The sequence below is a fragment of the Streptomyces sp. NBC_01450 genome, assembly GCF_036227505.1.
GTDB lineage: Bacteria > Actinomycetota > Actinomycetes > Streptomycetales > Streptomycetaceae > Streptomyces.
On record NZ_CP109480.1, the window covers coordinates 812,239 to 836,744 of the forward strand.

The 24,506-nt window shown below is 69.0% G+C and carries 20 protein-coding genes and 1 pseudogene; 14 read left to right on the plus strand and 7 right to left on the minus strand.

What is annotated here, in order from left to right; all coding sequences use genetic code 11:
• Positions 1-200: 200 nt before the first annotated feature.
• Positions 201-1,223, minus strand: coding sequence for a LacI family DNA-binding transcriptional regulator (locus OG568_RS03740; RefSeq protein WP_329530253.1), 1,023 nt, complete (start codon positions 1,221-1,223; stop codon positions 201-203).
• A gap of 167 nt (positions 1,224-1,390) precedes the next feature.
• On the opposite strand from OG568_RS03740, the gene OG568_RS03745 reads away from it, so the two are divergent.
• From OG568_RS03745 to OG568_RS03775, 7 genes are all read left to right on the plus strand, one after another.
• Positions 1,391-2,662: an ABC transporter substrate-binding protein gene (locus OG568_RS03745; protein WP_329530254.1), complete on the plus strand. Its 1,272-nt coding sequence runs from the start codon at positions 1,391-1,393 to the stop codon at positions 2,660-2,662.
• A gap of 63 nt (positions 2,663-2,725) precedes the next feature.
• The gene (locus OG568_RS03750) at positions 2,726-3,631 is read left to right on the plus strand and encodes a carbohydrate ABC transporter permease (protein WP_329530255.1); all 906 of its coding nucleotides are present in this window, start codon (positions 2,726-2,728) and stop codon (positions 3,629-3,631) included.
• A 107-nt stretch (positions 3,632-3,738) separates the two neighbouring features.
• The gene (locus tag OG568_RS03755; RefSeq protein WP_329530256.1) at positions 3,739-4,536 is read left to right on the plus strand and encodes a carbohydrate ABC transporter permease; all 798 of its coding nucleotides are present in this window, start codon (positions 3,739-3,741) and stop codon (positions 4,534-4,536) included.
• Complete coding sequence (locus OG568_RS03760; RefSeq protein ID WP_329530257.1) at positions 4,533-7,199, plus strand: hypothetical protein; 2,667 nt, start codon at positions 4,533-4,535, stop codon at positions 7,197-7,199. Before OG568_RS03755 ends, OG568_RS03760 begins: the two co-directional genes overlap by 4 nt.
• A gap of 50 nt (positions 7,200-7,249) precedes the next feature.
• On the plus strand, positions 7,250-8,953 hold the full coding sequence (locus OG568_RS03765; RefSeq protein WP_329530258.1) for a class I mannose-6-phosphate isomerase: 1,704 nt from the start codon (positions 7,250-7,252) through the stop codon (positions 8,951-8,953).
• Positions 8,950-9,903, plus strand: a complete 954-nt coding sequence (locus OG568_RS03770; RefSeq protein WP_329530259.1) for an ROK family protein — start codon at positions 8,950-8,952, stop codon at positions 9,901-9,903. The genes OG568_RS03765 and OG568_RS03770 overlap by 4 nt, the downstream gene beginning before the upstream one ends.
• Positions 9,904-9,968: 65 nt before the next feature.
• Positions 9,969-12,830, plus strand: coding sequence for a glycosyl hydrolase family 95 catalytic domain-containing protein (locus OG568_RS03775; RefSeq protein ID WP_329530260.1), 2,862 nt, complete (start codon positions 9,969-9,971; stop codon positions 12,828-12,830).
• Between the two features lie 119 nt (positions 12,831-12,949).
• On the opposite strand, the gene OG568_RS03780 is transcribed toward OG568_RS03775, so the two are convergent.
• On the minus strand, positions 12,950-13,243 hold the full coding sequence (locus tag OG568_RS03780; RefSeq protein WP_329360670.1) for a putative quinol monooxygenase: 294 nt from the start codon (positions 13,241-13,243) through the stop codon (positions 12,950-12,952).
• Between the two features lie 176 nt (positions 13,244-13,419).
• On the minus strand, positions 13,420-14,382 hold the full coding sequence (locus OG568_RS03785; protein ID WP_329530261.1) for a carbohydrate kinase family protein: 963 nt from the start codon (positions 14,380-14,382) through the stop codon (positions 13,420-13,422).
• Positions 14,383-14,668: 286 nt separating this feature from the next.
• Between OG568_RS03785 and OG568_RS03790 the strand changes: the two genes are divergently transcribed.
• The 7 genes and pseudogenes from OG568_RS03790 to OG568_RS03820 all read left to right on the plus strand — a co-directional run bounded on the left by OG568_RS03790 (position 14,669) and on the right by OG568_RS03820 (position 21,643).
• Entirely contained in the window at positions 14,669-15,685 is a 1,017-nt protein-coding gene (locus OG568_RS03790) for a sugar ABC transporter substrate-binding protein (protein WP_266424821.1), read from the plus strand.
• 149 nt (positions 15,686-15,834) lie between these two features.
• On the plus strand, positions 15,835-16,830 hold the full coding sequence (locus tag OG568_RS03795; RefSeq protein ID WP_266589394.1) for an ABC transporter permease: 996 nt from the start codon (positions 15,835-15,837) through the stop codon (positions 16,828-16,830).
• Positions 16,827-17,663 (plus strand): ATP-binding cassette domain-containing protein, encoded by an 837-nt coding sequence (locus OG568_RS03800; RefSeq protein ID WP_266633204.1) that lies wholly within the window; start codon positions 16,827-16,829, stop codon positions 17,661-17,663. The genes OG568_RS03795 and OG568_RS03800 overlap by 4 nt, the downstream gene beginning before the upstream one ends.
• 76 nt (positions 17,664-17,739) lie before the next feature.
• Positions 17,740-18,771 carry a LacI family DNA-binding transcriptional regulator gene (locus OG568_RS03805; RefSeq protein ID WP_329530262.1) on the plus strand — a complete coding sequence of 344 codons (1,032 nt, stop codon included), beginning with the start codon at positions 17,740-17,742 and terminating at the stop codon, positions 18,769-18,771.
• Between the two features lie 105 nt (positions 18,772-18,876).
• A pseudogene (locus OG568_RS03810) lies at positions 18,877-19,059 on the plus strand (ABC transporter); the annotation flags it as partial.
• A 155-nt stretch (positions 19,060-19,214) separates the two neighbouring features.
• Positions 19,215-19,649, plus strand: a complete 435-nt coding sequence (locus OG568_RS03815; RefSeq protein WP_329530263.1) for a hypothetical protein — start codon at positions 19,215-19,217, stop codon at positions 19,647-19,649.
• A gap of 968 nt (positions 19,650-20,617) precedes the next feature.
• The gene (locus OG568_RS03820) at positions 20,618-21,643 is read left to right on the plus strand and encodes a cytochrome P450 (protein ID WP_329530264.1); all 1,026 of its coding nucleotides are present in this window, start codon (positions 20,618-20,620) and stop codon (positions 21,641-21,643) included.
• A 43-nt stretch (positions 21,644-21,686) separates the two neighbouring features.
• Here OG568_RS03820 and OG568_RS03825 read toward each other — a convergent pair whose 3' ends face one another.
• From OG568_RS03825 to OG568_RS03840, 4 genes are all read right to left on the minus strand, one after another.
• Positions 21,687-22,259 (minus strand): DUF6529 family protein, encoded by a 573-nt coding sequence (locus OG568_RS03825; protein ID WP_266589386.1) that lies wholly within the window; start codon positions 22,257-22,259, stop codon positions 21,687-21,689.
• Complete coding sequence (locus OG568_RS03830) at positions 22,259-22,786, minus strand: hypothetical protein (protein WP_329530265.1); 528 nt, start codon at positions 22,784-22,786, stop codon at positions 22,259-22,261. The genes OG568_RS03825 and OG568_RS03830 overlap by 1 nt, the downstream gene beginning before the upstream one ends.
• 398 nt (positions 22,787-23,184) lie before the next feature.
• Positions 23,185-23,562, minus strand: a complete 378-nt coding sequence (locus tag OG568_RS03835; protein WP_329530266.1) for a hypothetical protein — start codon at positions 23,560-23,562, stop codon at positions 23,185-23,187.
• Positions 23,563-23,686: 124 nt separating this feature from the next.
• Entirely contained in the window at positions 23,687-24,502 is an 816-nt protein-coding gene (locus OG568_RS03840) for a hypothetical protein (protein WP_329530267.1), read from the minus strand.
• Positions 24,503-24,506: the final 4 nt, after the last annotated feature.

Below are 24,506 nucleotides of genomic sequence, written 5' to 3' on the forward strand. Positions count from 1 at the left end.
TGCGTCGATCACCGCGCCGCGGACCGCCACGGGGACGCCGGCCTGGACAGGACGAGGGGCGCTCCGTACACCGCCGTCATCAGCGGGATGCGCCAAGAGCGGCGTCGAGGACCAGCTCGTGAAATAACGTTATCACGAGCCAATCGCAGAGCCTTTGGTGCATTCGTCGAGAGATCTCCCGGGGTCATAGCCCCTGAACCTCAGAGCCGGACCTCGCCGGAGCCGCGGACCTTCAAGGCGACCGGCACCACTACGGTCTGCACCGGCCGGCCGGGGTCGGCGATGCGTGCGCGCAGCAACTCGACGGCTGTCCGGCCGATCTTGGAGGTCTCCTGGGCGATCACGGTGAGGGCGGGCTGCAGCAGATCGGCGAGCGGCACCTCGTCGAAGCCGACGATGGCCAACCGGGAGGACGCCTGCGGCCCGAGGTGCCGCAGCACCGCGAGCGTGGTGTCCATGTTGCCGGTGACCAGAGCGGTCGCCGGATCCGTACCTCGCAGTGCCGTGTCCAGCGCCGCGGCCACTCGATCGGCGGTGATCTCACCGGGGTGCACCAGGCCTTCGACGGCCTCGCCGTGGGCCCGCAGAGCCGCTCGGAACGCCACGGCGCGCTCCCTGCCGGAGAAGACGCGTTCGCTGTCGCCGATGTAGGCGATGCGGCGGTGGCCGTGCTGGTGGAGGTGGTGGAAGGCCATGCCGATGCCGGAGGCGTTGTCGGACATGACGCAGTCCACGGAGATCCCGCTCATCGGGCGGTCCATGGCCACCAGCGGCACGCCCGCGTCCAACTCGGGCTGGAGGTAGGCGTGGTTCTCGCCGAAGGGTTCGACGATGATGCCGTCGAGGCGTTGCCGGCACATGGAGATCAGGATGTCGCGCTCCCTGGTCTCGTCGAAGTCGGTGGAGGCGGCCAGGAGGGTCAGGCCGGCGTCCCGGGCCGTTCGTTCGATGGCGGCCAGTGCGGGGTTGACCTCGGCGATCCGGCGGACGGCGGCGCCGATCGTTCCGGTGACGCCGGTGCGCAGTTGCCGGGCGCGTTCGTCGGGGCGGTAGTTCAGCGCGGCGATCGCCGCCTCGACCTTGACGACGTACTCCGGGCCCACCGTGGGGTCGTTGTTGACCACCCGTGAGACGGTGCGCAGGGCCACGCCGGCCTCGCGCGCGACGTCGACCATCGTCGGGCGCTTGGGCCGTCCCCCGCTGTCACGCCGTGCTCGCGTCATCCGGCAGCTCCTCCTCGAAACATCGGACCGATATCAGACCGGCCCTTGACACATTCCCGCAACACGCTTCTATCCTCGGGATAACGTTATCTCGAAGGATGCCGCGGCGTCGATCCCGTCCGGTCCGCCCCATCCATCGGGCCGCATCGTCCCTCCAGGAGACCTCCATGAGGCGCAAACGTCCGACCGTTGTCTGCCTCGCCGCGGCGCTCGCCCTGACCGGATGCTCCGCCGCGTCGACCGGAAGCGGGAAGGGTGGCAGCACCCTGACCTACCTCACCTTCGAGACCCCCAGCCTGACCGCGACGTTCTGGAACACCTCGATCGCGGGCGCCGAGAAGAAGGTCCCGGGCGTCGCGGTGAAGAAGATCGTCGCGCCCAGCACGGACCGGGACGCATACGCCAAGCAGTTGCAGGCGTCCGGGCAGTTCCCGGATCTGCTCCAGTCGATCACCCCGTCGACGTTCGCCACGGCCGGGCTGCTCAAGCCGTACGACCAGAAGTGGGTGGACGCCAACTTCCTGCTGCCCCAGGGCAACGCCTACAAGGGCAAGGTCTACATCCCGCCGACCAACTCGCAGATCATCCCCGAGGTCTTCTACAACAAGAAGCTCTTCGCCAAGGCTCACATCGCCGCGGCCCCGAAGACGTGGCCCGAGTTCATGGCCGTGTGCGCCAAGCTCAAGGCCGCCGGCATCACCCCCGTCGAGCTGGGCGGCGGTGATCCGTTCTCGGCGTCGATGCCGCTGGTCGGCATCCTCTCCGCCGACGTGCTCGGCAAAGACCCGAACTGGCTCCAGGAACGCTACGCGGGCAAGGTCCATTTCACCGACGCCAACGTCAAGGCGGCGGTGGGCAAGTACCGGACGATGGTGAAGAACGGCTACTTCGAGGACGGAGCCCTGGGCGTCAAGTACGCCGACTCCATCACGAACTTCACCTCCGGCAAGACCGCGATGTACATGATGGGCAGTTGGTTCCTCGGTTCGGTGCCGAAGGACCACGCCGACGACTTCGGCGCGTTTCTCACCCCGACCGAGGACGGGTCGCTCGTGGTGCCGTTCTCGGTGGGCGGCTCCATGGCCATCAGCGCCAAGACGAAAGACCCCGCCAAGGCGACCGCGTTCGCCGAGGCCTGGTCGCTGGACCCGGCCAACTACAAGGCGCTGATCGAGGGTGACGGCGCGTTCCCGATGCTCAAGGGCAAGACCCTGGACGACTACGGCGTGAACGTCACCAAGGTCTTCAAGGACTCCTACTCCTACGTCACTCAAAAGAACACGAAGGTCTCGGCGTTCGGCTGGGCGACCAACGACGACTCCATGCCCTCCGGGCTCAACAACGCCTTCTACGCGGCCAGTCAGGCGCTGTTCTCGTCGAACGACGTCGACGGGCAGCTGGCCAAGCTGGACGCCGCCTGGGACTCGGCGACCAAGTAAGCCGCTCCGCCGGTCCCGCCTCAGCGGCTCCGGCCGCCGCAGATCTCCTTCGAGGGAAGAACCATGTCCACCCGAGCCGTGACCACCCGAGCCCGCCCACGCCGCGGCGACACCGCCCTGGGCTCCATCGCGTTCGCCGCGCTGGGCCTGTACGTCCTGTTCATCGTCGTTCCCGTCATCATGAGCGCCTGGAAGAGCCTCACGAACGAGAACCCGCTGCTGGCGCGGGCCGACTTCGTCGGCCTGTCCAACTACACGGAGATGGCGCACGACAGCGCCCTGGCCGAAAGCGTCGGCTTCACACTCCTGCTGGCCGGCACGGTGACGATCGCCGCCAACGCCGCCGGCATCGCCTTCGCGATGCTCCTCAACAAGACATCGCTGAGCTTCAGGATGATGCGCACCGTCGCGTTCCTGCCGCAGGTGCTGTCCGGTGTCATCGTCGGCTACGTCTGGCGCTACATCCTGGCCCGCGACGGCATCCTCGACAACGTCCTGCTCTCCCTGGGCGTCATCGACAAGCCGATCACCTGGCTGGGCAGTCCGCACCTGGCCGTCCTGTCCGTCGGTCTCGTCGCGGCCTGGGTGCTGACGGGGTTCACCACCGTCGTCCATCTGGCCGCGCTGCAGTCGATCCCCGGCGAGCTGTACCAGGCCGCGATGGTCGACGGAGCCGACCGGTGGCAGCGGTTCCGGCGGATCACGTTCCCGATGCTGGCCCCGGGCACCACCATCAGCGTCACCATCTCGCTGATCACGATGCTGAAGCTGTACGACATCATCGCGGTGCTCACCTCCGGCGGCCCGGCCAACTCCACACAGTCCACCGCCCTTTACATCATCCAGCTCGCCTTCACGGACGACCGCTACGGCTACGCCTCGGCCGTCGCGATGCTCCTTCTCGTCGTCTCCACCGCCATCGCGCTGTCCGTGACCGCCCTGCTGCGCCGCCGGGAGGTGGACCTGTGAGCACCTCGACACCGCAACGGCCCCTGGCCCAGAGGCGCACGGCAGCGCCGCGATCCGGACCCGCGCCGCGCGGGCACCGGCGTGCCTGGGGCGCCCGGGGACACCTCGTGGCAGCCGGTCTGCTCACGCTGGCCTTCGTCAGCCCCGTCTATCTCACCCTCGTCAACGCCTTCAAGACGCAGGCCCAGATCGTCCGCGATCCGGCGGCTCCCCCCGCTCCCCCGACCACGCACAACCTGACGGACGCCCTCGCCCGGCCCGACCGGATCGTCCAGATCGGGCTGACCAACTCCGCGGTCACCGTCGTCGCCTCGGTCCTGCTGATCATCCCGCTGGGCGCGGCCCTGAGTTTCTGGCTGTCGCGCCGCTCGGCCCGTCTGCGCCGGATCGTCCTGGCGGGTTTCGCCGCCGGCCTGATGATCCCGCCCGCGGTGGTGCTGCTGCCCACCATCCGCATCCTGGCCTTCCTGCACCTGGACCACACCTATCCGGGGCTGGTCCTGGCCAACGTCGGCGGCGGCTATCTGTCGTTCGCGGTGTTCGTCTACTCCGGCTTCCTGCGGTCGATCCCCGGCGAGATCATCGAGGCCGCGACCGTGGACGGCGCCGGGAGCCTGCGGGTGTGGTGGACGATCGTCATGCCGCTGCTGCGCCCGGCCACCGCGACCGTCGCGATCTTCCTGTCGCTGTGGATCTGGAACGACTTCATGAATCCGCAGTTCATCCTCGGCCCGCTGCACGGCCAGACGATCACCACGGGGATCTATCTGTCGGTCGGTCAGTTCTCCACCAATTACGCCCAGTTGTTCGGCGTGATGCTCCTGGCGGCGGTCGTTCCCGTCGCCGGCTACCTCACGTTGCAGAAGCAGTTCATCGCCGGACTGACCTCGGGAGCGACCAAGTGACCATCGAAACCGCCGCCCACAGCGTGGACATCGGCAGGAAGGGCGTTCCGGACCTGGAGGATGTCGCCGGGCACTGGGCCGGCTCGGACGAGATCGCGCACCTGCCCTCCCTGCGCAACCAACAGGGCCAGGCCCACGTCAACCACGACCTGACCTCCTTGTCCTGGCTGGCCGCCCCGCCGTTCACATTCGGCTACCACACCGGTGAGCTGCACGTGGACGGCCGGGTCCCGGCCGCACAGCGCTTCCTGTGGAAGCCGTGGGGCGTACTGCGCGAGCACCGCCGCCAAGACGGGCTGCTGCTCACCACCGACACCCGGATGGCACTGTCCCGGGACCTGCTCCAGTGGCGGATCACGGTCACCAACGAGAGCGACAAGGCCAGAACGGTCGAGCTGGCCCAGGACCTCTTCGCCATGGTCGCCCACTCCGAGGTCGGCTACGGCTGGCTCTACGACGGCCCGTGGAACCACGGCATGCACCACGACTTCATGGCACTGGAGCGCATCCGGGCCACCACGGGCGGAGGCGAGCCGCACTACCTGCTGTCACCCGCGCCCCGGCGCCTCCGTCTCGGCAAGCCCCGCATTCCGGGGATCCAGCGCGACGAGGACCACGGCCCGATGCTCCTGGACGACGCGCTCCCGGCGCACGTCAGCCACGACAAGGAGCCGGAGCCGCGGGTCGGCGTGGCCGGAGCCGTGCGCGGACTGCGGGTGGCGGGGGCCGACGGCGAGGTGACCCTGCGGGCCGACGAGCCGACCGCGTTGACGCCCGACGGCGAGACGGCTCTGGACCCCTTCGCGCTCTCGCCCGGCCTGACGATCAGCCTCGAGCTGCGGCTCGACGAGGCGGGGCAGTCCGGGACGGTACTCACCCACGGCAACCACCCCGACTCGCTGCAGATCGGTGTCGCGGACGGCCGGTTGTGGCTCGGCATCACGGGAGAGCGGGAGTTCACCGATCCCGAACTCGCCATCGGGGCCTGGCATCGCGTCCGTATACAGGTGGAGGCCGACCAGGTGGTGATGCGTCTCGCGGGTGCCGAGATCGCCCGTACCCGGCACTGGACCGAGTCGCACCGCTGGGTGTCCCGCATCGAGGACGGCACGGTCGCCTTCGCGGACTCCCGATCACCGGCGCGCGCCGTCTACACCTTCGCCGGACCGCCCGCCGAACTCCGGGCCGAGGGCACCGGCGGCCGGGCGACGTGGACCCGCCGGATCGGGCCCGGCCGGAGCGTGACCATCAAGATCGCCTGCGCGTACGGAACCGACTCCGACGCCGTCTCGGTACAGGCCCGTACCGCCGCGGCGGACTTCGAGGCGACGGCGAAGGCCGGGCAGGACGGCTGGCGGCGGCTGTGGGCCAACATGTTCACCCCGGGCAATCCCGACTTCTCCGGGCACCTGCCGACGTTCACCACCGAGGATCCCGGACTCGCGCGCACCTACTACATGGGGGCCCTTCAGACGCTGTACCAGCGCAACACCCGCATCCGGCCCGGCGAACCGGTGTTCCTCACCGGCGGCCCCCGGCTCGGTCCGACCACCACCTACTTCTGGGACCACTGCGAGTGGAGCCGCCTGTACGCCCTGCTGGAACCGGCCGGACTGCGCTCCTGGCTGCTGCGGGTCCTGGCCGGCCCCTACCGTGACTCCTTCGGTGTCGAGAACCTCGGCGGCGGGCCCCTGGGCAACGCCTACAGCTCCACGGACTATGCCCTGTTCCGGCTCATCGAGCACTACGTCTGCGTCACCGACGACCTAGCCTTCCTCGACGAGTCGACGGGCGGGGCGAGGGACGGAACGACCGTGCTCGCCCACCTGGAGCGGCTCGGGCTGGGGTGGCGCGAGCGACGGAACCCGGCCACCGGGGGCGTGCTGGCCGACTTCGGTGACGATCCCTGGCAGCTGCTGGAGTGCGTGCCGACCTACACCGGTGTCGTCGCCTCTTTCAACGGCGCCTATGTCGCCTCGACGCGCTCGCTGGCCGCGCTGTACCGGCGGCTCGGCCGCCTCGAGGACGCCGAGCGGGCCGAGGCCGAGGCCGGTCAACTGGCCGACGCGCTGCTGGACTTGTACGCCGGATCGGGCCGCTGGCGGATACTCCGCCCGGACGGGACCGACACGATCGGGCACTGCCTGGACTTCGCTCTGGTCGCGGCGGCCCTCCACCGCGAACTCCCGGACCGGATACGGCGGGAGATGGCCGACTTCGTCACCGGCCGTCTGCTGGTGGGCGGCTGGATGCGGGCGCTGAGTCCCGACGATCCGATCGCCGCCGCCTCCGACCGTCCCGACCACGGCGCGGCCGGCGCCTTCGCCGCCTGGCCCGGCGTCACCGCCCATGGCCTGGCCCGCCTCGGTCACCGCGACCGGGCGATCGCTCTGCTGCGCGATCTCTCCTCCGCCGCCTCGGGCGGGCTGTGGGGGCAGGCCATGGAGATCGTCACCGGCCCAGACGGACAGCACCGGGCCCAGGTGGCCGAACGCGGCACCGCCGCCCGCGACAACATCGCGGGCGCGGCCGGTGCCGAGGCGGTGCTCTCCGCGCTGTTCGACATCAACCCCACGTTCACGACCGGTGGCCCCGTCAGGCTGCCCACCGCCCTGTCCGTCGAGGGCGCCGGGACGCTCACGCATCTCGGCCCGGTCGTCTGAGCGACCCGGGTCGCACCCATGAAAAGACCCACAGAAAGGCTGACATCGTCATGCCGGCAGTTCGTGGCTACGAAGCCGAACCCTGCCACAGCATCACAGGAGAGGTCGGCGCCGGATACCGGGAGCCGGTCACCGACCTCGCGCCGGGGCTGGTCCTCGCCGTCGACGGTCCGGTCGCCGTCGACTGGGAGACGGTCACCGCCGGCATCCGCGACGCGCTGGCCGCCCGCGACATCGCGGTGAAGCAGATCGACATGCGCGAGCACTTCGCGCCCTGGCCCGACATCCTCAACCTCACCGCGTCCGCGGTGCTGGAGGACGACCCGGACTTCGCCCCGCTGTCCCGGGCCGGGCTCGCCGACTTCTTCACCGCCCTGCCCGAGCCCGAGGCTCCGGCCGGCGGTGTCACCGTCGTCTTCGGGCCGGGGGCGGCCCTGGTGTCGTACGACCTGCTCTGGTACGCGGACCTGCCCAAACGCTATGCCGAGGCCCAGATCACCGGTGGCACCGGCCGCAATCTGGGGCAGCCGGCCGGTACCGGGGCGGGCACCACACGCCGGCTGTTCTACATCGACTGGCCCGTCCTGGACCGGCACCGCGACACCCTCGTCACCGGCGTCGGCCGGTGGCTGGACACCCAGGACCCGCAGGCACCCACCTGGCTGGACGGCCCTGCCCTGCGCGACGCCCTCGCCGTCCTGGCCGGGCGGCCCTTCCGCACCCGCCCCACCTTCAACACCACCTCCTGGGGCGGGCACTGGGCCCAGGAACAGCTCGGCTTCAACCGCGAGGCATCCAACACGGCGCTGGGCTACGAGCTCATCGCGCCGGAGAGCGGAATCCTCGTCGGCACGCCGGACGGCGCGCGCGTCGAGGTCCCGCTGCAGGCGCTGGTCGCTCGGCACCCCGAGGAGATCCTCGGCGAATCCGCGCACGCGATGTTCGGCACATCGTTCCCGATCCGCTTCGACTACCTCGACACCGTCGGCGGCGGAAACCTGTCCGTCCACTGCCACCCGCAATCGGACTACATGCGGCGGGTCTTCGGCTGGCCCTACACCCAGCACGAGACGTACTACATGATGGTCGCCGGGCCGGGCCGGCAGGTGTTCCTGGGCCTGCGCCAGGACGCCGACCTGGAGGCTTTCCGCCGCGAGGCGGACCGAGCGGTCCATGAGGGCGTGCCGTTCGACATCGAACGCTACGTCCAGACCTTCCTCACCGACCGGCATCAGCTCTTCCTCATCCCGGGCGGCACGCCGCACGGCAGTGGCGAGGGCAGTGTCGTACTCGAGATCAGCGCGACGCCCTACCTCTACAGCCTCCGCTTCTACGACTGGCTGCGCGAAGACCGCGCAGGAAGACAGCGGCCCGTCCACGTCGGCCACGCGTTCGAGAACCTCGACCCCGCCCGGTCAGGGGAGGCCGTGGCCAGGGACCTGGTCCAAAAACCGCGGACGCTGCGCTCGGGTGACGGCTGGCGCGAGGACGTCATCGGCCGCCTCCCGGAGATGTTCTTCGAGGTCCGTCGACTCGAACTGGCGGTGGGCGCCGAAGTGAACGACGAAACGGACGACCGGTTTCACGTCGTCAACGTCGTGGAAGGCGACGGGATCCTGCTGGAGACCAGCGGCGGACACCGCTGTGAACTGGCCTACGCCGAAACACTGACCGTACCCGCGTCAGTCGGTGCGTACCGCGTGCGGGCCCTCGGCCGGGGCCCGGTCCGCTACGTCAAAGCGCTGGTGCGATGAATTCCGGCGGCAGGCCCGTCGTATCGGTGATGGAGGTCGGCGGCACGCATGTGACCGCGGCGAGCGTGGACATCGAGACCCGTGGCCTCCGGTTCGGCGGGGCGTTCCGTGAGGCGTTGGACGGCAACGGCAGCGCCGCGGACATACTGTCGGCCCTCGTGCGCTGCGCTGCTCACCTGCCCGTGCAAAGCCCGAACCGGTGGGCTGTCGCAGTGCCCGGCCCCTTCGACTACGAACGCGGCATCGGACAGTACGAAGGGGTCGGCAAGTTCGACGCGCTGCGTGGTTTCGATCTCCGGGCCGCGCTGACGGCGTCGCTGCCCGATGTCGCCGACCTCAGCTTCTGCAACGACGCGGACGCGTTCGTGCTCGGCGAATGGTGGGCCGGGGCGGCACGTGGGCACCGCACCGCCGTCGGGATCACCCTCGGCACCGGTGTGGGCTCCTGCTTCCTGCGAGACGGTCGCGTCCTGCAGCACGGGCCCGGGGTCCCGTCTGAAGGGCGGGTCCACACCCTGCGGTACGCGGACAAGCCGCTCGAGGAGACGGTCTCCAGACGTGCCTTGCGGCGAGCCTATGCCGCTGCCACGGGCGAAGTGCCGCCCGATGTCCGGGAGATCGCGCAGCGGGCGCGTCAGGGGGACCGGGCCGCCGCAGACGTGTTCGCCGAGACGTTCGGCGCCCTGGGGAGGGTGCTCGGGCCTCCGCTCGCGGCGTTCGAGCCGACGGTTCTCGTGGTCGGCGGTTCCATCGCGAGGGCCTGGGATCTCGTGGCGGAACCGCTGCGAGCGGGCCTCACCGAAACCGATCCGGCCCACGCCGGAAGCATCGTCATCACCTCGGCGCAGTACCCGGCCGAGGCCGCACTGCTCGGCGCGGCGTACCTCGCCACGGCTCCGGTCGCTACGGCGCTCGGTGAGCCACGCCGCGGCCGTACCCGGTCGTCCTGAAACGCCCGATCGAGAAAGGCGGGGACAACGCACCCCTCCGGTCTGAGACGAAAGGTCACACGACAGTGCCATCCATATTCCGCTACCGGCGGCGCATCAGCACTCTGCTGGCCTCGGCCCTTGTGGCCATCGGCCTGACTGCCGTTCAAGGCGGCCCGTCCGCCGCCGCGCAGATCGTCAGCGATCCCACCACGCCTCAGGCCCTGCGTACGGTGGCGCAGTTCCAGGGTGAATGGAACTCTCCGCCCACCACCTTGACGAACGGCGGGACCGTCGACGCCCCTTTGATGGGCAACGGCGACGTCGGCGTCGCGGTCGGCGGCTCCATCGACGACCAGACCTTCTATGTCGGCAAGAACGACTTCTTCTCCACCGCCACCAACGGCATCGAGCCGCTCGGCCGGATCGTCCTGTCCGTTCCGGGTCTGGCCGGCTCGCGCTACCACGTCGTGCAGAACATCGCCCAGGCGCAGGTGGAGGGCACCTACACCCTCGGCGGCGAGACGCTTTCGTCGACGAGCTGGGTCTCGGCAACCGAGAACCTGTTCGTGACCACCCTGCGCCTTTCCGGCTCGCACTCGCAGACCGCGACCGTCACCGTGCAGGACGGGCACGGCAAGACCCCGACAACGTCGGCCAAGGGGGGTGTGCTTGACGCCGACGTGCAGGCCGGCACCGTCTCCGCCCCGGGCAACCCCCAAGCTCGTATCGCGGCGACCGCCCTGGGCAGACCCGCGAGCCTGTCGGGCAATCGAATGAGACTGACCCTCGAGCCCGGCGTGACGTACACCGTCGCCGCGGCAGTCAACAGCAGCCACGACACGTCCCGCTACCGGTCCACCACCCACTCCATGGCTGCCTCGCTGACGGGCGGATCGCTGGCGAAGCTGCACGCAGCACATGAGTCCTGGTGGCGGAGCTACTGGTCCAAGTCCTTCGTCCAGATCCCCGACCAGGCCGTCGAGAAGAGCTGGTACGGCTCCCTCTACCTGCTCGGCTCGGTCTCGCGCACCGGGAAGTACGCCCCGGGCCTGTGGGGCAACTGGATCACCGGGGACATGAACTGGTACGGCGACTATCACGCCAACTACAACTACGAAGCGGCGTTCTACTCGGCGATGTCGACCAACCACATCGCCCAGATGGGCTCCTACGACGACCCGATCCTGGACTGGATGCCCAAGGGCAAGGCAAAGGCCGCGGCGGCCGGCTACAAGGGCGTGCTCTACCCCGTGGGCATCTCACCCAACGGCACCAGCGCCGCCGACGACCTGTACAACCAGAAGTCCGACGCCGTGAACTTCGCCAGCGACATGGTCATGAAGTACGAGTACACCCACAGCGCCTCCTACGCGCGCAAGGTCCTGCCCTACCTCGAACAGGTCGGACTGTTCTGGCAGAACTACCTGACCTGGGACGCGGCCACGGGCACGTACAACATCGAGAACGACGCGCCGCAGGAGGGCGGCGTCTATCCGCAGACCAACAGCATCCTCTCCCTCGGCCTGGTGCACCTGCTGTTCCAGGGCCTGATCGACATGAGCGGGGACCTGGGCGTCAACCACTCGCTCATCCCCACCTGGCAGCACATCGACAGCCACCTCGCCCCGCTGCCCACGATGACGAGAAACGGTCAGACCGTCTTCCGGCAGACCTCCGAAGGCTCCGGCTGGGTCAGCGACGGCAACGACGTCGCCGTCCAGGCCGTCTACCCAGGCCTCCAGGTCGGGCTGAACAGCACGGCCGACCTGCTTCAGACCGCGCGGAACACCGTCACGCAGCTGAACAACTGGCACAGCGACAACTCCCCGGCCACCTTGTACGCGGCCGCGGCGATGGTCGGCTACAACCCCAGCACGCTGATGGACGAACTGCACGCCGAGGCCACCACCCACTCCTACCCGAACATGGCGGTGCACCACTACGGCGGTGGCGTCGAGAACCTCAACGTCACCACCTCGGGCCTCGACGAGATGCTCCTGCAGTCGTTCCAGAACGACATCAAGGTCTTCCCGAACTGGCCCGCCGACTCGAACGCCAAGTTCGGCGACCTGCTCGCCTACGGCAACTTCCTGGTCTCCAGCAGCATTCGGAACAACGTCGTGGAATACGCCCGGATCACCAGCCAGTCCGGCGGGAACCTCACCTTCACCAACCCCTGGCCCGGCAAGACCATGGAGTACTACGCGGACGGCGTCCACAAGGGAACCCTCTCGGGCACCACGATCAAGCTGCACACCACGGTCGGCGAGACCATCGACCTCGCCCCGGCCGGAACCAGTCTGGCCACCATCCACTCCGAACTGGCCCGGCCCGCCACGTCCTCGACCACCCGATCGTTCTCCACGGGCTTCGAGGACGGACAGACCCAGCCGACCTGGACCAACACCGTCGACGCCAACGGCGGAGGCAGCTACGGCGTCACCGGGCTGTGCTGCGGACTCTCAGGCCCCCAGGCAGCCGTACGCACCGGCGAACAGGCTCACACCGGCAACACCTCGCTGATGTACTCGGGCTACGCCAACGGCGGGCCCTACGACAACGCGTACATGCGGGTCTACGGCTTCAACGGCTCACCACTCACCGTCCGCGGTGACACGACGCTGAGCTACTGGATCTTCCCCCAGTCCGACGCCACCACTCCGTGGGTGGCCGCCGGCTCCGACGACAGTACCTGCGCCGCCATCGACATGATCTTCACCGACGGCAGCAACCTACGGGACTCCGGCGCCACCGACCAGTCCAGGACCGGCATCCATCCGGCCGACCAGTGCGGCCACCTCGAGCTGGACACGTGGAACCACGTCACAGTGAACCTCGGCACGGCCACAGCGGGGCATGCGATCAGCAAGATCCTGCTCGGCTACGACCGGGCCGGCGCCACCGGTGGCTACCGGGGCTACATCGACGACGTGAGCATCGGCTGACGTCATTCGGAGGTGTCCGGAGTCGGTCGGCGAGTGCCCGACGGTCCCCGGCCGACAGGGCCTAGTGCCCAGGCGTAGAGGTGGTGTGCCGGGGACCGGACATGCGGGCCCCGGCATCGTCACGCCAGCGGATCGAGGAAGGTCAGCACCGAAGCGTCCTCTTCGATCAGCGGGATGAGGGCGGCGTTGAAAGGGCCGCCGTACGGGGCGTTCAGGTGCGCCTGGAAGGCGTCCTCGTCCTGGTACACCTCGAAGATCCAGTACGCGCGCGGGTCGGCAGCCTTGGTGTAGACGTCGAAGGCGATGTTGCCTTCTTCCTCGCGCACTTTCAGAGCGTAGTCGCCGATCAGGCGGCCGACCTCGTCCTGCGCTCCCTCGCGGGCGGTGAATTCGGCGAGCAGGGTCTTCTTCACGGTCTTGTGTCCTTGTCAGTTGTGGGCGTCAGTGGTGGGCGTCAGTGGTGGACGTCAGTTGTGGGCGGAGTCGAGGTGCCGGACGACGGCCTTGTCCAGCTTCAGCGTGCCGTCCTCGGACCTTCAGGTCGGACCGGTCGGCGGGGTCTTGAAGGTGTTCTTGACGGTGACGCCCGTCACGCGTCACCGGCGGTCGTGAGCTGCGCCAACTGGCTGCGCCACGGCGGATTGGGACCGGCGACCGAGCAGGTCAGGGCCGCGACCCGGGCACCGAACCGGCAGGCTTCCGCGACATCGTCGAGACCGAGATCGGCCAGCCGGCCACCGAGGAGTCCGCGGGCGCCGAGGTGATGCAGCAGGCCGGCGGTGAAGGAGTCCCCCGCGCCGACCGTGTCGACCACCCGCGTGGCCACCGCGGGCACCCGCAGCCGTTCGCCGTCGAGCGAGGCCAGGGCGCCGTCGGCGCCGCGCGTGATCACGACGAGCCGCACCCCTGCGGCGTGCCAGATGTCGCACGCCTGCTCGGGCGGGGTGCCCGGCAGGAGGAGTTCCAGGTCGTCCTCGCTCAGGCGCAGGATGTCGGCGAGGCCGCACCAGTGCGCCAGCCGGGCGCGGTAGGCCTCGGGGCGCACCAGCAGCGGCCGGACGTTGGGGTCGATGCTGATCGTGGCTCGCGGAGCCGCCGCTGACAGGAACTCCTCCACCACCGCCCCGCCGGGCTCACGGACCAACGCCAGCGACCCGGTGTGCACACAGGCCGTTTCGGACAGATCCACCCCTGCCAGTTCCTCTGGAGTCCACTGCCAGTCGGCCGTGTTCTGCGCGTGGAACGAGAACGCGGCCTGCCCGGTGGCATCCAGCTCCGCCACGGCCAGTGTGCTGGACTCGGCGGCGGCGACGGCGTGCGACAGATCGACGCCGGACGCCTCCAGGTGGGCCCGGAACAGGCGGCCGAACACATCGCCGGACAGCCGCGCCAGGAAGCGGGCCGGCGCGCCCAGCCTGGCCAGCGCCACCGCCGTGTTCGCCGGTCCGCCACCAGGCAGCACCCGCAGAGCAAGTTCGTTCGAGGAGTTGGCCGGTTCGGTGAAGGCGTCCGCGACGCACTCTCCCAGAACAGTGATCTGACGCGGGCTCATGGGCTGCTCTCTCTCGGGAAGGCTCGAAACGGCTAGGAATGGCTAGGAACGGCTCGGAAAGGTCAGGCATGGGGCTCGCGGCGACGCGGCCACTGACCTGCCACGCGAAGACGACGGCTACGGACGTTGCCGATTTGTGACGAGTGGAAGGCATTGACGTTGCCGGGATGGGGAGTCCATCATCCTCGCCAGGCGGTGTCAACGATGACATAAGTCAACGATGACACCCCGAGCGGCACGCTCTGATCCCAACCCCGTGCCGCCCGCTATCCCACAGGAGTCGATCATGTCTCGCACCACTCGTCTGTCCTCCTCCCTCCTCAGAGCCGCCGCGGTCACGGGCGTCGCGGCCCTCACTCTGACGGCCTGCGGTTCCGGCTCCGGTTCGAGCTCCACGGGCTCCGGCTCGGGCAGCGTCAAGGTCGGTCTGATCACGAAGACCGACACCAACCCGTTCTTCGTGAAGATGAAGGAGGGCGCGGAGAAGGCCGCCAAGGAGAACGGCGCCCAACTGTCCACCGCGGCAGGCAAGTTCGACGGGGACAACGCCGGGCAGGTCACCGCCATGGAGAACATGGTCGCCGCCGGGGTGAAGGGCATCCTGATCACCCCGAGCGACTCCAAGGCGATCGTGCCCGCCATTCAGAAGGCCCGCGCCAAGGGTGTCCTGGTCATCGCCCTGGACACCCCGACCGAGCCGGAAAGCGCGGTCGACGCCCTCTTCGCCACCGACAACCTCAAGGCCGGCCAGCTGATCGGCGAGTACGCCAAGGCCGCCATGAAGGGCAAGACGGCGAAGATAGCCGCCCTCGACCTGGCGCCGGGCGTCTCTGTCGGCGTCCAGCGCCACAACGGTTTCCTGAAGGGCTTCGGCGCCACCGAAAAGGACGTCGTGTGCGCCCAGGACACCGGCGGCGACCAGGCCAAGGGCCAGACCGCGATGGAGAACTGCCTGCAGAAGGCACCCGGCATCAACGTCGTCTACACCATCAACGAACCGGCCGCCCTGGGCGCGTACACCGCGCTGAAGGCCAAGGGCCGGGAGAAGGACGTGCTGATCGTCTCCGTCGACGGCGGCTGCACCGGCACCCAGGCCGTCAAGGACGGCAAGATCGCCGCGACTTCGCAGCAGTACCCGCTGAAGATGGCCGCCGAGGGCGTCAAGGCCGTCGTGACGTACGCCAAGGACGGCAAGAAGGCCTCCGGTTACACCGACACCGGCGTCACCCTGATCACCGACAAGGCGCAGGCCGGCGTCACGTCGAAGGACACCGGCTACGGCCTGGAGAACTGCTGGGGCTGAGCCGCCTCCTAGTCCCACACCGTCACTCCCCTCAGCGGGGCGGTCGGCCCACCTCCCCGACCAGGGACGACCGCCCCCCATCGTCCCGGCGGCGGGGCCTGTGCCCTCGCCCTCCGACAAGGACATCTGTCTTCCGACAAGGACTTCGCATGACAGCCACGACCACGCCGTACGCCGAGCTCAAAGCACCGACGACGGCCCGCAGACTGCTCACGGCGCCGACCACCGGCCCCCTGGTCGCCCTCCTCCTGGCCTGCGCCTTCTTCTCCCTCTCGACCGACCAGTTCCTCACCGGCGGAAACTTCTCGCTGATCGTGCAGCAGGTCATGGTCGTCGGCACCCTCGCCATCGGACAGACCCTGATCATCCTCACCGCGGGCATCGACCTGTCGTGCGGGGCGGTGATGGCCTTCGGCAGCATCGTGATCGCCAAGATGGCCGCCGAGGGCTCCGTCCCACCGCTTGTCGCGATCGCTCTGGGCCTGGTCGTCTGCGGCGGCTTCGGCCTCCTCAACGGACTGCTGGTGCAGAAGATCCCGCTGCCGCCGTTCATCGTCACCCTCGGCATGCTCAACGTGGCGTTCGCACTGACCCACATCTACTCCGAGGAGCAGACGGTCACCACCCTGCCCAGTGCGCTGACAGCCCTCGGGCAGACCTTCCCGCTCGGCCACACCGACATCACCTACGGCTCCCTGGTCACCATCGCCCTGTTCCTCCTCCTCGCCTACGCGCTGAGCAGCACCGGCTGGGGCCGGCACGTCTACGCCCTGGGCAACAGCGCCGAGGCCGCCCGGCTCAACGGCATCCGCACCTCCCGCCTGACCATCGGCATCTACACCGTGGCGGGCCTGCTGTACGGCATCGCCGCCCTGCTGCTCATCTCCCGCACCGGAGTCGGCGACCCGCAGGCCGGACAGACCGACAACCTCGACAGCATCACCGCCGTGGTCCTCGGCGGCACCAGCCTCTTCGGCGGACGCGGATCGGTCCTGGGCACCTTCATCGGCGTCCTCATCGTCGGCGTGTTCCGCAACGGTCTCCAGCTGATGGGCGTCGCCTCCATCTACCAGACCCTGATCACCGGAGTCCTGGTGATCCTCGCGGTGACCGTCGACCAGCTCTCCCGGAAGAAGGCCCGATGACCGCCACCTCCTCCCCCACGCCCGTGCTGCAGGCCCGCGGCCTGGTCAAGCGGTACGGCCAGGTCACCGCCATCGACGGCGCCGACTTCGACCTGCTGCCCGGAGAGGTCCTCGCCGTCATCGGCGACAACGGCGCAGGCAAGACCAGCCTGATCAAGGCGCTCACGGGCGCGGTGGTTCCCGACGCGGGCGAGATACGTCTGGACGGCAAGCCCATCACCTTCTCCGGTCCGCAAAGCGCCCGCGCCCACGGCATCGAGACGGTGTATCAGGACCTCGCCGTGGCCGCCTCCATGGACATCGCCTCGAACATGTTCCTCGGGCGCGAGCTGCGCCGTCCCGGCGTTCTCGGCAGTGTCTTCCGCATGCTGGACAAGAAGCGCATGCGCCAGGAGGCCGCCGAGCACATGGCCGACCTGAAGATCGGCCTGCGCTCGCTGACGCAGTCGGTCGAGACGCTCTCCGGCGGACAGCGGCAGGCCGTCGCGGTCGCCCGTTCCGTCGCCTGGGCCCGCAGCGTCGTCGTCATGGACGAGCCGACCGCCGCCCTCGGCGTCAAGGAGTCCGGCCAGGTCCTGGACCTCATCCGCCGAGTCCGCGACAAGGGCATGCCGGTCGTTCTGATCAGCCACAACATGCCCCACGTCTTCGAGATCGCCGACCGCATCCACGTCCACCGGCTGGGCCGGCGTGCCGCCCTGATCAAGCCCTCCGACTACTCCATGGCCGAGGTCGTCGCCATCATGACCGGCGCGCTCAGCATCGACGAGGACGGAGATACTGTCGTAGCGGACTCGGAGGCCGCCAAGGCCGCCGGAGTCCAGGCCACCTGACAGCACAACTCAGCTCTCGCAGCTTCCGGCCGAGGCCGCGGCCGGAACCGAGAGCCCTCAGGAGACGGTTTCCTCCATGGCAGCGAACCGACGCCCCACCCTGGCCGATGTCGCCCGAGAAGTCGGCGTCAGCGCCAAGACGGTCTCCCGAGTCCTCAACGAGGACGGACCCGCCTCCGCGCAGACCAGGGAACAGGTACTCGCCGCAGTGGCCAAGCTCGGCTTCCAGCCGAACCTCATGGCCCGCAACATCCGCGTCGGCGGCCCGGACACCACGATCGGCCTGGTCATTCCCGACCTCGCCAACCCCTTCTTCGGAGCCGTGGCCCGCGCCATCGAGGACACCGTCCGCGAACGCGGACTGACCCTGCTCATGGGCTCCTCCGCGGACGACCCCGAGCGCGAACGTGCCCTGACGGACAAGTTCCTCGCCCGCCGCGTCAGCATCCTGATCGTCGTTCCGTCCGTCGGCGCCGACCACTCCCACCTCAAGTCCCACCGCACGGCGGGACTACCCGTGATCTTCCTCGACCGACCCGGAGTCGGGCTCGCCACGGACAGCATCGTCAGCTCCAACCGTGCCGGATCCCACGACGGCGTCACCCACCTCATCGCCCACGGACACCGGCGCATCGGCTTCGTCGGCGACCTGCCCCCGAAGCTGTACACCCGCCGTGAACGTCTGGCCGGCTACCGCTCGGCGCTGCAGGAAGCCGACATCCCCTACGACCGGTCGCTCGTCACCAACGCCCACGACCAGCAAGGAGCCGAGACCGCGACCGCCCAACTCCTGGGCCTGGCCGATCCCCCCACGGCCCTGTTCGCCGGCAACAACATCATGGCGCTGGGCATCATCGCCGAACTGGCCCGCAGCAAGCGCAAGGACGTCGCCGTCGTCGCCTTCGACGACGTGGCACTCGCCGAGGCGCTCGAGCCTGCCCTGACCGTCGTCGCCCAGGACGCGGAAGAACTCGGCAGAACGGCGGCGACCACCGCGCTGACCCGCCTGGACGGGGACCGCTCCCGAGCCCGAACCATCACCATCCCCACCCACCTGATCGTCCGAGGCTCGGGTGAGCTCTCGGTCCCCGCGCTGCGGGAAGCATGACCTGGAGTCGGCGCCGAACCGCACGACTCGGCCGGCTGTGCAGTCACGTTTTGCGTCCAAAGGCGTCCGGCCGCTGGCTGGCCACCGGGAAGGCCACCACTGGTCCTGCGCGGGCACGGCATCGGCTACATCCCCCAGGAGCCCATGTCCAACCTGGACCCCTGCTTCCGGATCGGCTCCCAGCCGGTGGAACCCCTGCGCAAGCACCTGGGGCTGTCCGAAGGGGAGGCCCGTGCCAAACCCCTCGACCTGCTGGCACGGGTGGGCATTGCGGACCCGGAGCGGGTGGGCGTTGAGGCCGGTCGCGTCCAGGGTCAGCAACTCCTTTCCGTCAAAGGCGAGCCGATCGGCCGTCACCTCGGCCTCGCCGGGCAGCAGTCCGAGCACGGAGAACGCCGACTGGCTCTTGCCCGACCAGCGCGTCCCGTACAACGTTGCCCAGCATGCTGGACGCCAGAATGGTCAGGCCCATCGCCAGGCCCGGCCACAGCACGATCATGGCGACGTTCAGGTCCTGCGAGACGGCCCCGGTAGAAGCCGCTGACCAGACCGAGCGGCGCGCCGACCACGAAGGCGACGAGGATGGCGAGCGTGCCGCCCACAGGGCTGGTGCGGCCGCCGTACAGCAGCCGGGACAGGTCGACCCGGCCGACGCCGTCGCCGCCGAGCAGCGGCGCGGCGCGGCTCACGGCGACCACCAGGCAGAGGACGACCAGGCAGCCGACGGCGACCGGGTCGCGCAGGGTGCGGCGCCGGTAGGCGGTCCCGCTGCGCCGCGGCCGTGGGGACTCGACAGTGGTCATGAGATACGCACCTTCGGGTTGAGCCGGCCGTACGCGATGTCCAGCGGCAGGTTGACGATCCAACACCTCAGTTGAGATGTTTCCACAGCTCAGACGCCTGACGCGGCGAAGCGGGGCGGTGCGGTGCGGGTGGTGATCGAACCCACGGCCGACGGATCACGAGTCCTTTGAGGATCTTGGCGATCCTCGCCGATCAATGCTCATCCCGGACGTTTTCGCTGGAGCATCGTCAAGGTCGATCCCGCCGGCTCGGGAGTGGGTCTCAGACTCGCCCGCAGCGGATTTCCCTTCCAGCGCGCAGGGACAGCGCCCCGAGACTCGGGGCGCGGCTCCGTGGTCGTTGCCGCAGACCAGATGCCGTACCCGCGTAGCACGAACCCACAGATCCGGGCAGCCCGGGACGTCACCGGTCACCCGAAGCCATCATGCGCAGGAACCGCATCCGACCGATGACCCGAATATGACATATATGGTATGTGTGACAGTATGGAATGAGTGCCATTTGGTGCTGCCGGGAACCTCTTTGCTGAACCCTCGGCTGGGAGGTCTCAGACAGGCGAGAGGAGTGCTTCATGATCGCCAAGCTTCTCGGCAAACTGTCCTTCACCCGCCACTACGGTGCGTACGGGGAACACGAATGGGACGGGTACGCCGGCGACGACCGGGCCTGACCGCACTACCGGCGGGCGCCTCCGGGCGCCCGCCGGCTCCTCGCCACGCTGCCGAGGACATCGGCCTGGACAGGTACCAGAGTCAGGGACGATCTCATGGGCCGAATGAATGAGCCGCCACGGTTGCCCGAGGTCAGTTTCGCTGCCTGGAGCCGCGACCGACTGGGAGTGGCACGCCGTGGCGCTGACGAGTGCGGGGACGTCTGGCAACTGGAGTCGGGTGTCTACGTAGCCGCTACGGCCGGGCCGTGTGAAGCAGTCCTGCACCGCGCGCAGGACTTTCCCAAGGCACCTTCGCCTCTCTTCCCGCCGTTGAAGCGGTCGAGCGGAGCACCGACGCCTGAGGATCGTGCGCGCGCTCACGCCGCCCGCATGCGCGGACTGCGTCCGCAGGCGGTTGCAGCCCGGATCGGTGAGATTGCGCCCAGTGCCGCTCGATTTGCCGACCAGTGGCCCACGGGTCAGGACGTCGAGGTTCTGCCCCTGGTACGGCACGTTCTGGCGGAGATCGGCGTGGGCTACCTCTTCTCCGAAGACGCTCCCACCCTGCTGCCCTTCGCCTCACGGCTCTTCCTGGCCAGGGAGGTGCTCGTACGCCCCTCGCGCTGGGTATGGCCGCGCTGGATGCCCACACCGGCACGGCGGTTCCGCACACGGCAGCAAGTCGCCTTTACCAACGCTTTGCGACCCATCGTCCGTCGGCGTCGTTCATCGGGCCGGCTCGGTGACGACGTGCTGGGACAGATGCTCCGGCCCTCCTCCCACTACGGCCTACTGCCGGAAGAGGCCATCCTCGACACTCTCCCCGGAATCACCGTCGCCACCTTCGAGACACCTTCCAGGGCAGCCGGATGGATCCTGCTCCACCTGGCCCGGCACCCCCAGGCTGCGGGCCGTGTCGCGGCCGAAGCCGCCTTGCTGCCCGCGGACCCGGCCGCGACGACCAGCACCCACCTCGACCGCCTGCAATACACCCAGGCACTGGTACGCGAGGTGCTCCGACTGCACCCCCCGAGCTGGCTACTGACCCGGCGCGCCACGCGACAGACCCAGCTCGCCGGCTACACCATCGACGCCGGGTCCACCGTTCTCGTCTGCCCTTACACCGCCCACCGCGACGCACGGGAACACTCCGAGCCGGACCAGTTTCGGCCCGAGCGCTGGCTCGATGATTCGGGCTCGCCGGCGAAACCCGGGGTCTTCCTCTCCTTCGGTACCGGGCCGCATGGCTGCGAGGGAGCCGCTCTGGCCATGGCGATGCTGACGCTCCTGACTGCGCAGACCGCCCGCCGCTACCACTTGAGCGAGCCGCCCGGACCGGAACCCAGCTACCAGGTCACCACCTTGGAAGGTCTCACAGCGGTCGGCTTGCGCCTGCGGGCCACCTTGCGCACCTGAGGGCAGTCCCGCTGGTCCTCCTGCACCGTGAGCTGCCGGTTCATCAGAAGCCGGGGGCGGAGCCGGTGAAGAACCACAAGGCGGCTGTGTACCACATCAGTGCGATGGCGGTGACCAGGACGCCGCCGGCGGCCGGAAGCGCCCAACCGGGCAGTCGGCGGCTGCGTACCACCAGCACCTTGGCGACGAACGCGCCGTACAGGACGCAGCCCGTGATGGAGTGCACCGCTGCTCGACTGGTCGCGAAATCAACTCCGTAGGCGGTGATGCAGTGGTAGGAGATGGGCAGCGAGAGCAGAAAGGCAAGGAGGCCGATGAGCCGGTGTGTGGGGTGCACCCGGTGCGGCGCTGCCCCCGCTCCCGGTAGGCGCCGGTACATCCACAGCCCGAGCAGCAGTTGGACGACCGCGAGTGCCATCAGAGCGCTACCCAGGCGCGCCTTGAGATCGTAGACGCCGACGCCGTGCTGCCCGAACAGGCCGCTGGTGTAGTCGGGTGTGTGCGTGCGGCCGAACGCATACACCCCCACCGCGACCGCGACCGGCAGCAAAGCAGCCAGGAAGCCCGCCACCGTTCGTGCGGGACGCCGCATCCGTGCGCCCGTTTGCCCGGTCATCAGTCCCCCATCAATCGGGTTCGACCTTGTTGCCGGATGCGTTTACGACATACCACTGTGGCGCCGGACGCGCTGGTTTCCTCGCCGTTGGTGTCACCGGCTGCCGTGTCACCCGCGAAGCAGTGCAGCGGGTGCCCGGTGCAGGTCACTTGAGTGATGCCGTTGGAGCGTTTCGAGGTGCTGATCAGGTTGCTCCTGGCAAACGGAGCCGACTTGGGCGTGCCGGAGGCGAGCGGCGTCGGATAGGCAAACGCGCATGCTCCGCCGCCGGTCGGCGTAGTCGACTTGGTGGCCTCGGGGAAGCAGAGCGTCCGCCCCTGGGCGTCATCCAGGATGGGGCCGAGCTTGCTGAAGCGCACCGTGGTCGTGACAGTGGCGGCGGCCACGCTGCCCGGTGCGGCCGAGCCGATGTGTACGGGGATGCCCGCCGACAGCGCTCCGGATGTGGTCCTGGCGTAGACGGACGAGATCGTCCGGCCGGGACAACCGCTCGCAGCAGCAAGGGGCATGGCGGAAACCGCCGGCACTGTCGCCGCGGCCCTTCCTTTCATGAGCGCTCCATGGTGTCGGACGGCGCATCCAGGCAGCCGCGGGAAACGACCCCAGCGGACCTCTTGTCCCAGTTGGCCCCGGGTGCCCGGGTCCTGTCCACTCCAACTGGTCCGGCCGGGCAGCCGCTGCTCCATCGGTGAGGTCCCCGTTCACCTGATTTTGGCTCCTCAGGGTGACGTCGAGGGCCAGGCCGGTTCCGGCGATGAAGCCGAGCTCACCCATGTCGCGCCGACCCCGGAGAGACGTTCGCGGCTCGGCCCTGACCCGGTGAGCCATGCTCAAGTTCGCATCGCAGGTGCATGGCCGTGCCGACGAGACGGTTGCCGGACTTCGGTCACCAGGTGCCGTCCCCACAGAGCTCCGGCCTCAGCGCTCACGGAACCGAGGGCTCGTCCTCGGCGCGGACGAGATCGACGTCGTGCGTGGGGCAGCGCGGAGGGGTCTCGCCGGTAGAGCGGCGGTACCAGACAAGGGTTCCCACGGGGCAGCGGAACACGGCCGATGACGCGACGGGCTGGGCATCGCCGGCAAGCGGGTCGTACGCGCGCAGCTCCGACGCCGTTGCGTCGAGGTAGTCGGCCAGCCAGTCCCCGACGGCGGGCGCCGACTCGGCCAGCCGTACGATCGCGTCGTCGTCGGCCGCGTCCAGCGCGGCGCGTAGCCTCTGCGCCGCGGCCGCGTCGAGGAGTTCGTCGACGTGCGGGAGGACGATGCGGGCGGCCTTGTAGAGGTCAGTCTCGTTGTCCGTCATCGCACACACGCCTCAGGCGCCGAAGAACACGAAAGGTGCCCAGAAGACGGGGTCGCTGAAGGGTGCGTATCCCCGGCGCCGCAGGCGAAGAGAGCCGAGCGACGGGGGAAGCTCCTGCAGTTCGTCAAGGAACTCTCCAGCGGTGAGTTCGCGCACGTTCGGCGTCGGCGAGAGCCGCGGTGAGGTCCGGTGCCACCGCCTTCGCTCGAACCAGGGACAGTTGGGAGTGGATCATTCCCCAGACCAAGGGGTCGCGTTCCCCAGTGAAGTAGGAGCTCGCCCTGGCCAGATGCTCGACCGCGCGCTCGGCGTACTCCGGTGCCCCGCGGTCCACCTTGCCCGCGTACAGAGTTCCCAGGTGGTAGTGGCATTCGGCCGAGACTCGTTCCTCCCCGGCCGCCGTGGTGTGCTCCAGCAACTCGTCGATCATGGCGATGGCCTGTCGCTCGAACTGCTCCACGGGGTCCAAGCGCCGTTCCATCAAGCAGACCGCGCACCCGAGTTGTGCCTGGATCCACGTCGGCGCGTCGTCTTGGAGCCGTGTCACCGACAACGCGTCGCTGAAGCGGGTGAGCGCCTGGTCGAGGTTGTCGGTTCGGTTACCCGCCGCCCGTTGGTGGAAGCAGACGCCGAAGTTCACTTGGAGCGTTGCCCACTCGGTCGGCGCGGTCTCCGCCCGCAGGACGGTCGAGGCATCTTTGAATTCCTTCTTAAGCACCGGGCGGTCGGCCGGGGCGCGTTCGAGCGCCTCGTTCAGTAGCTCCACTGCCTTCTCGACGTGCCGACCCGTGTCGTCGTTGAAGTGCTGCTGGTGGTGGATCCGAACGAGGTTGTTCAGGCCGATGGCCATCCACATGTCGTCACCACCGGTGCGCAGCACGGCGACGGCTTGCTCGGCGAGATAGATCGCGGCGGTATGGTCCCGGGTACCGGACAGCATCCCC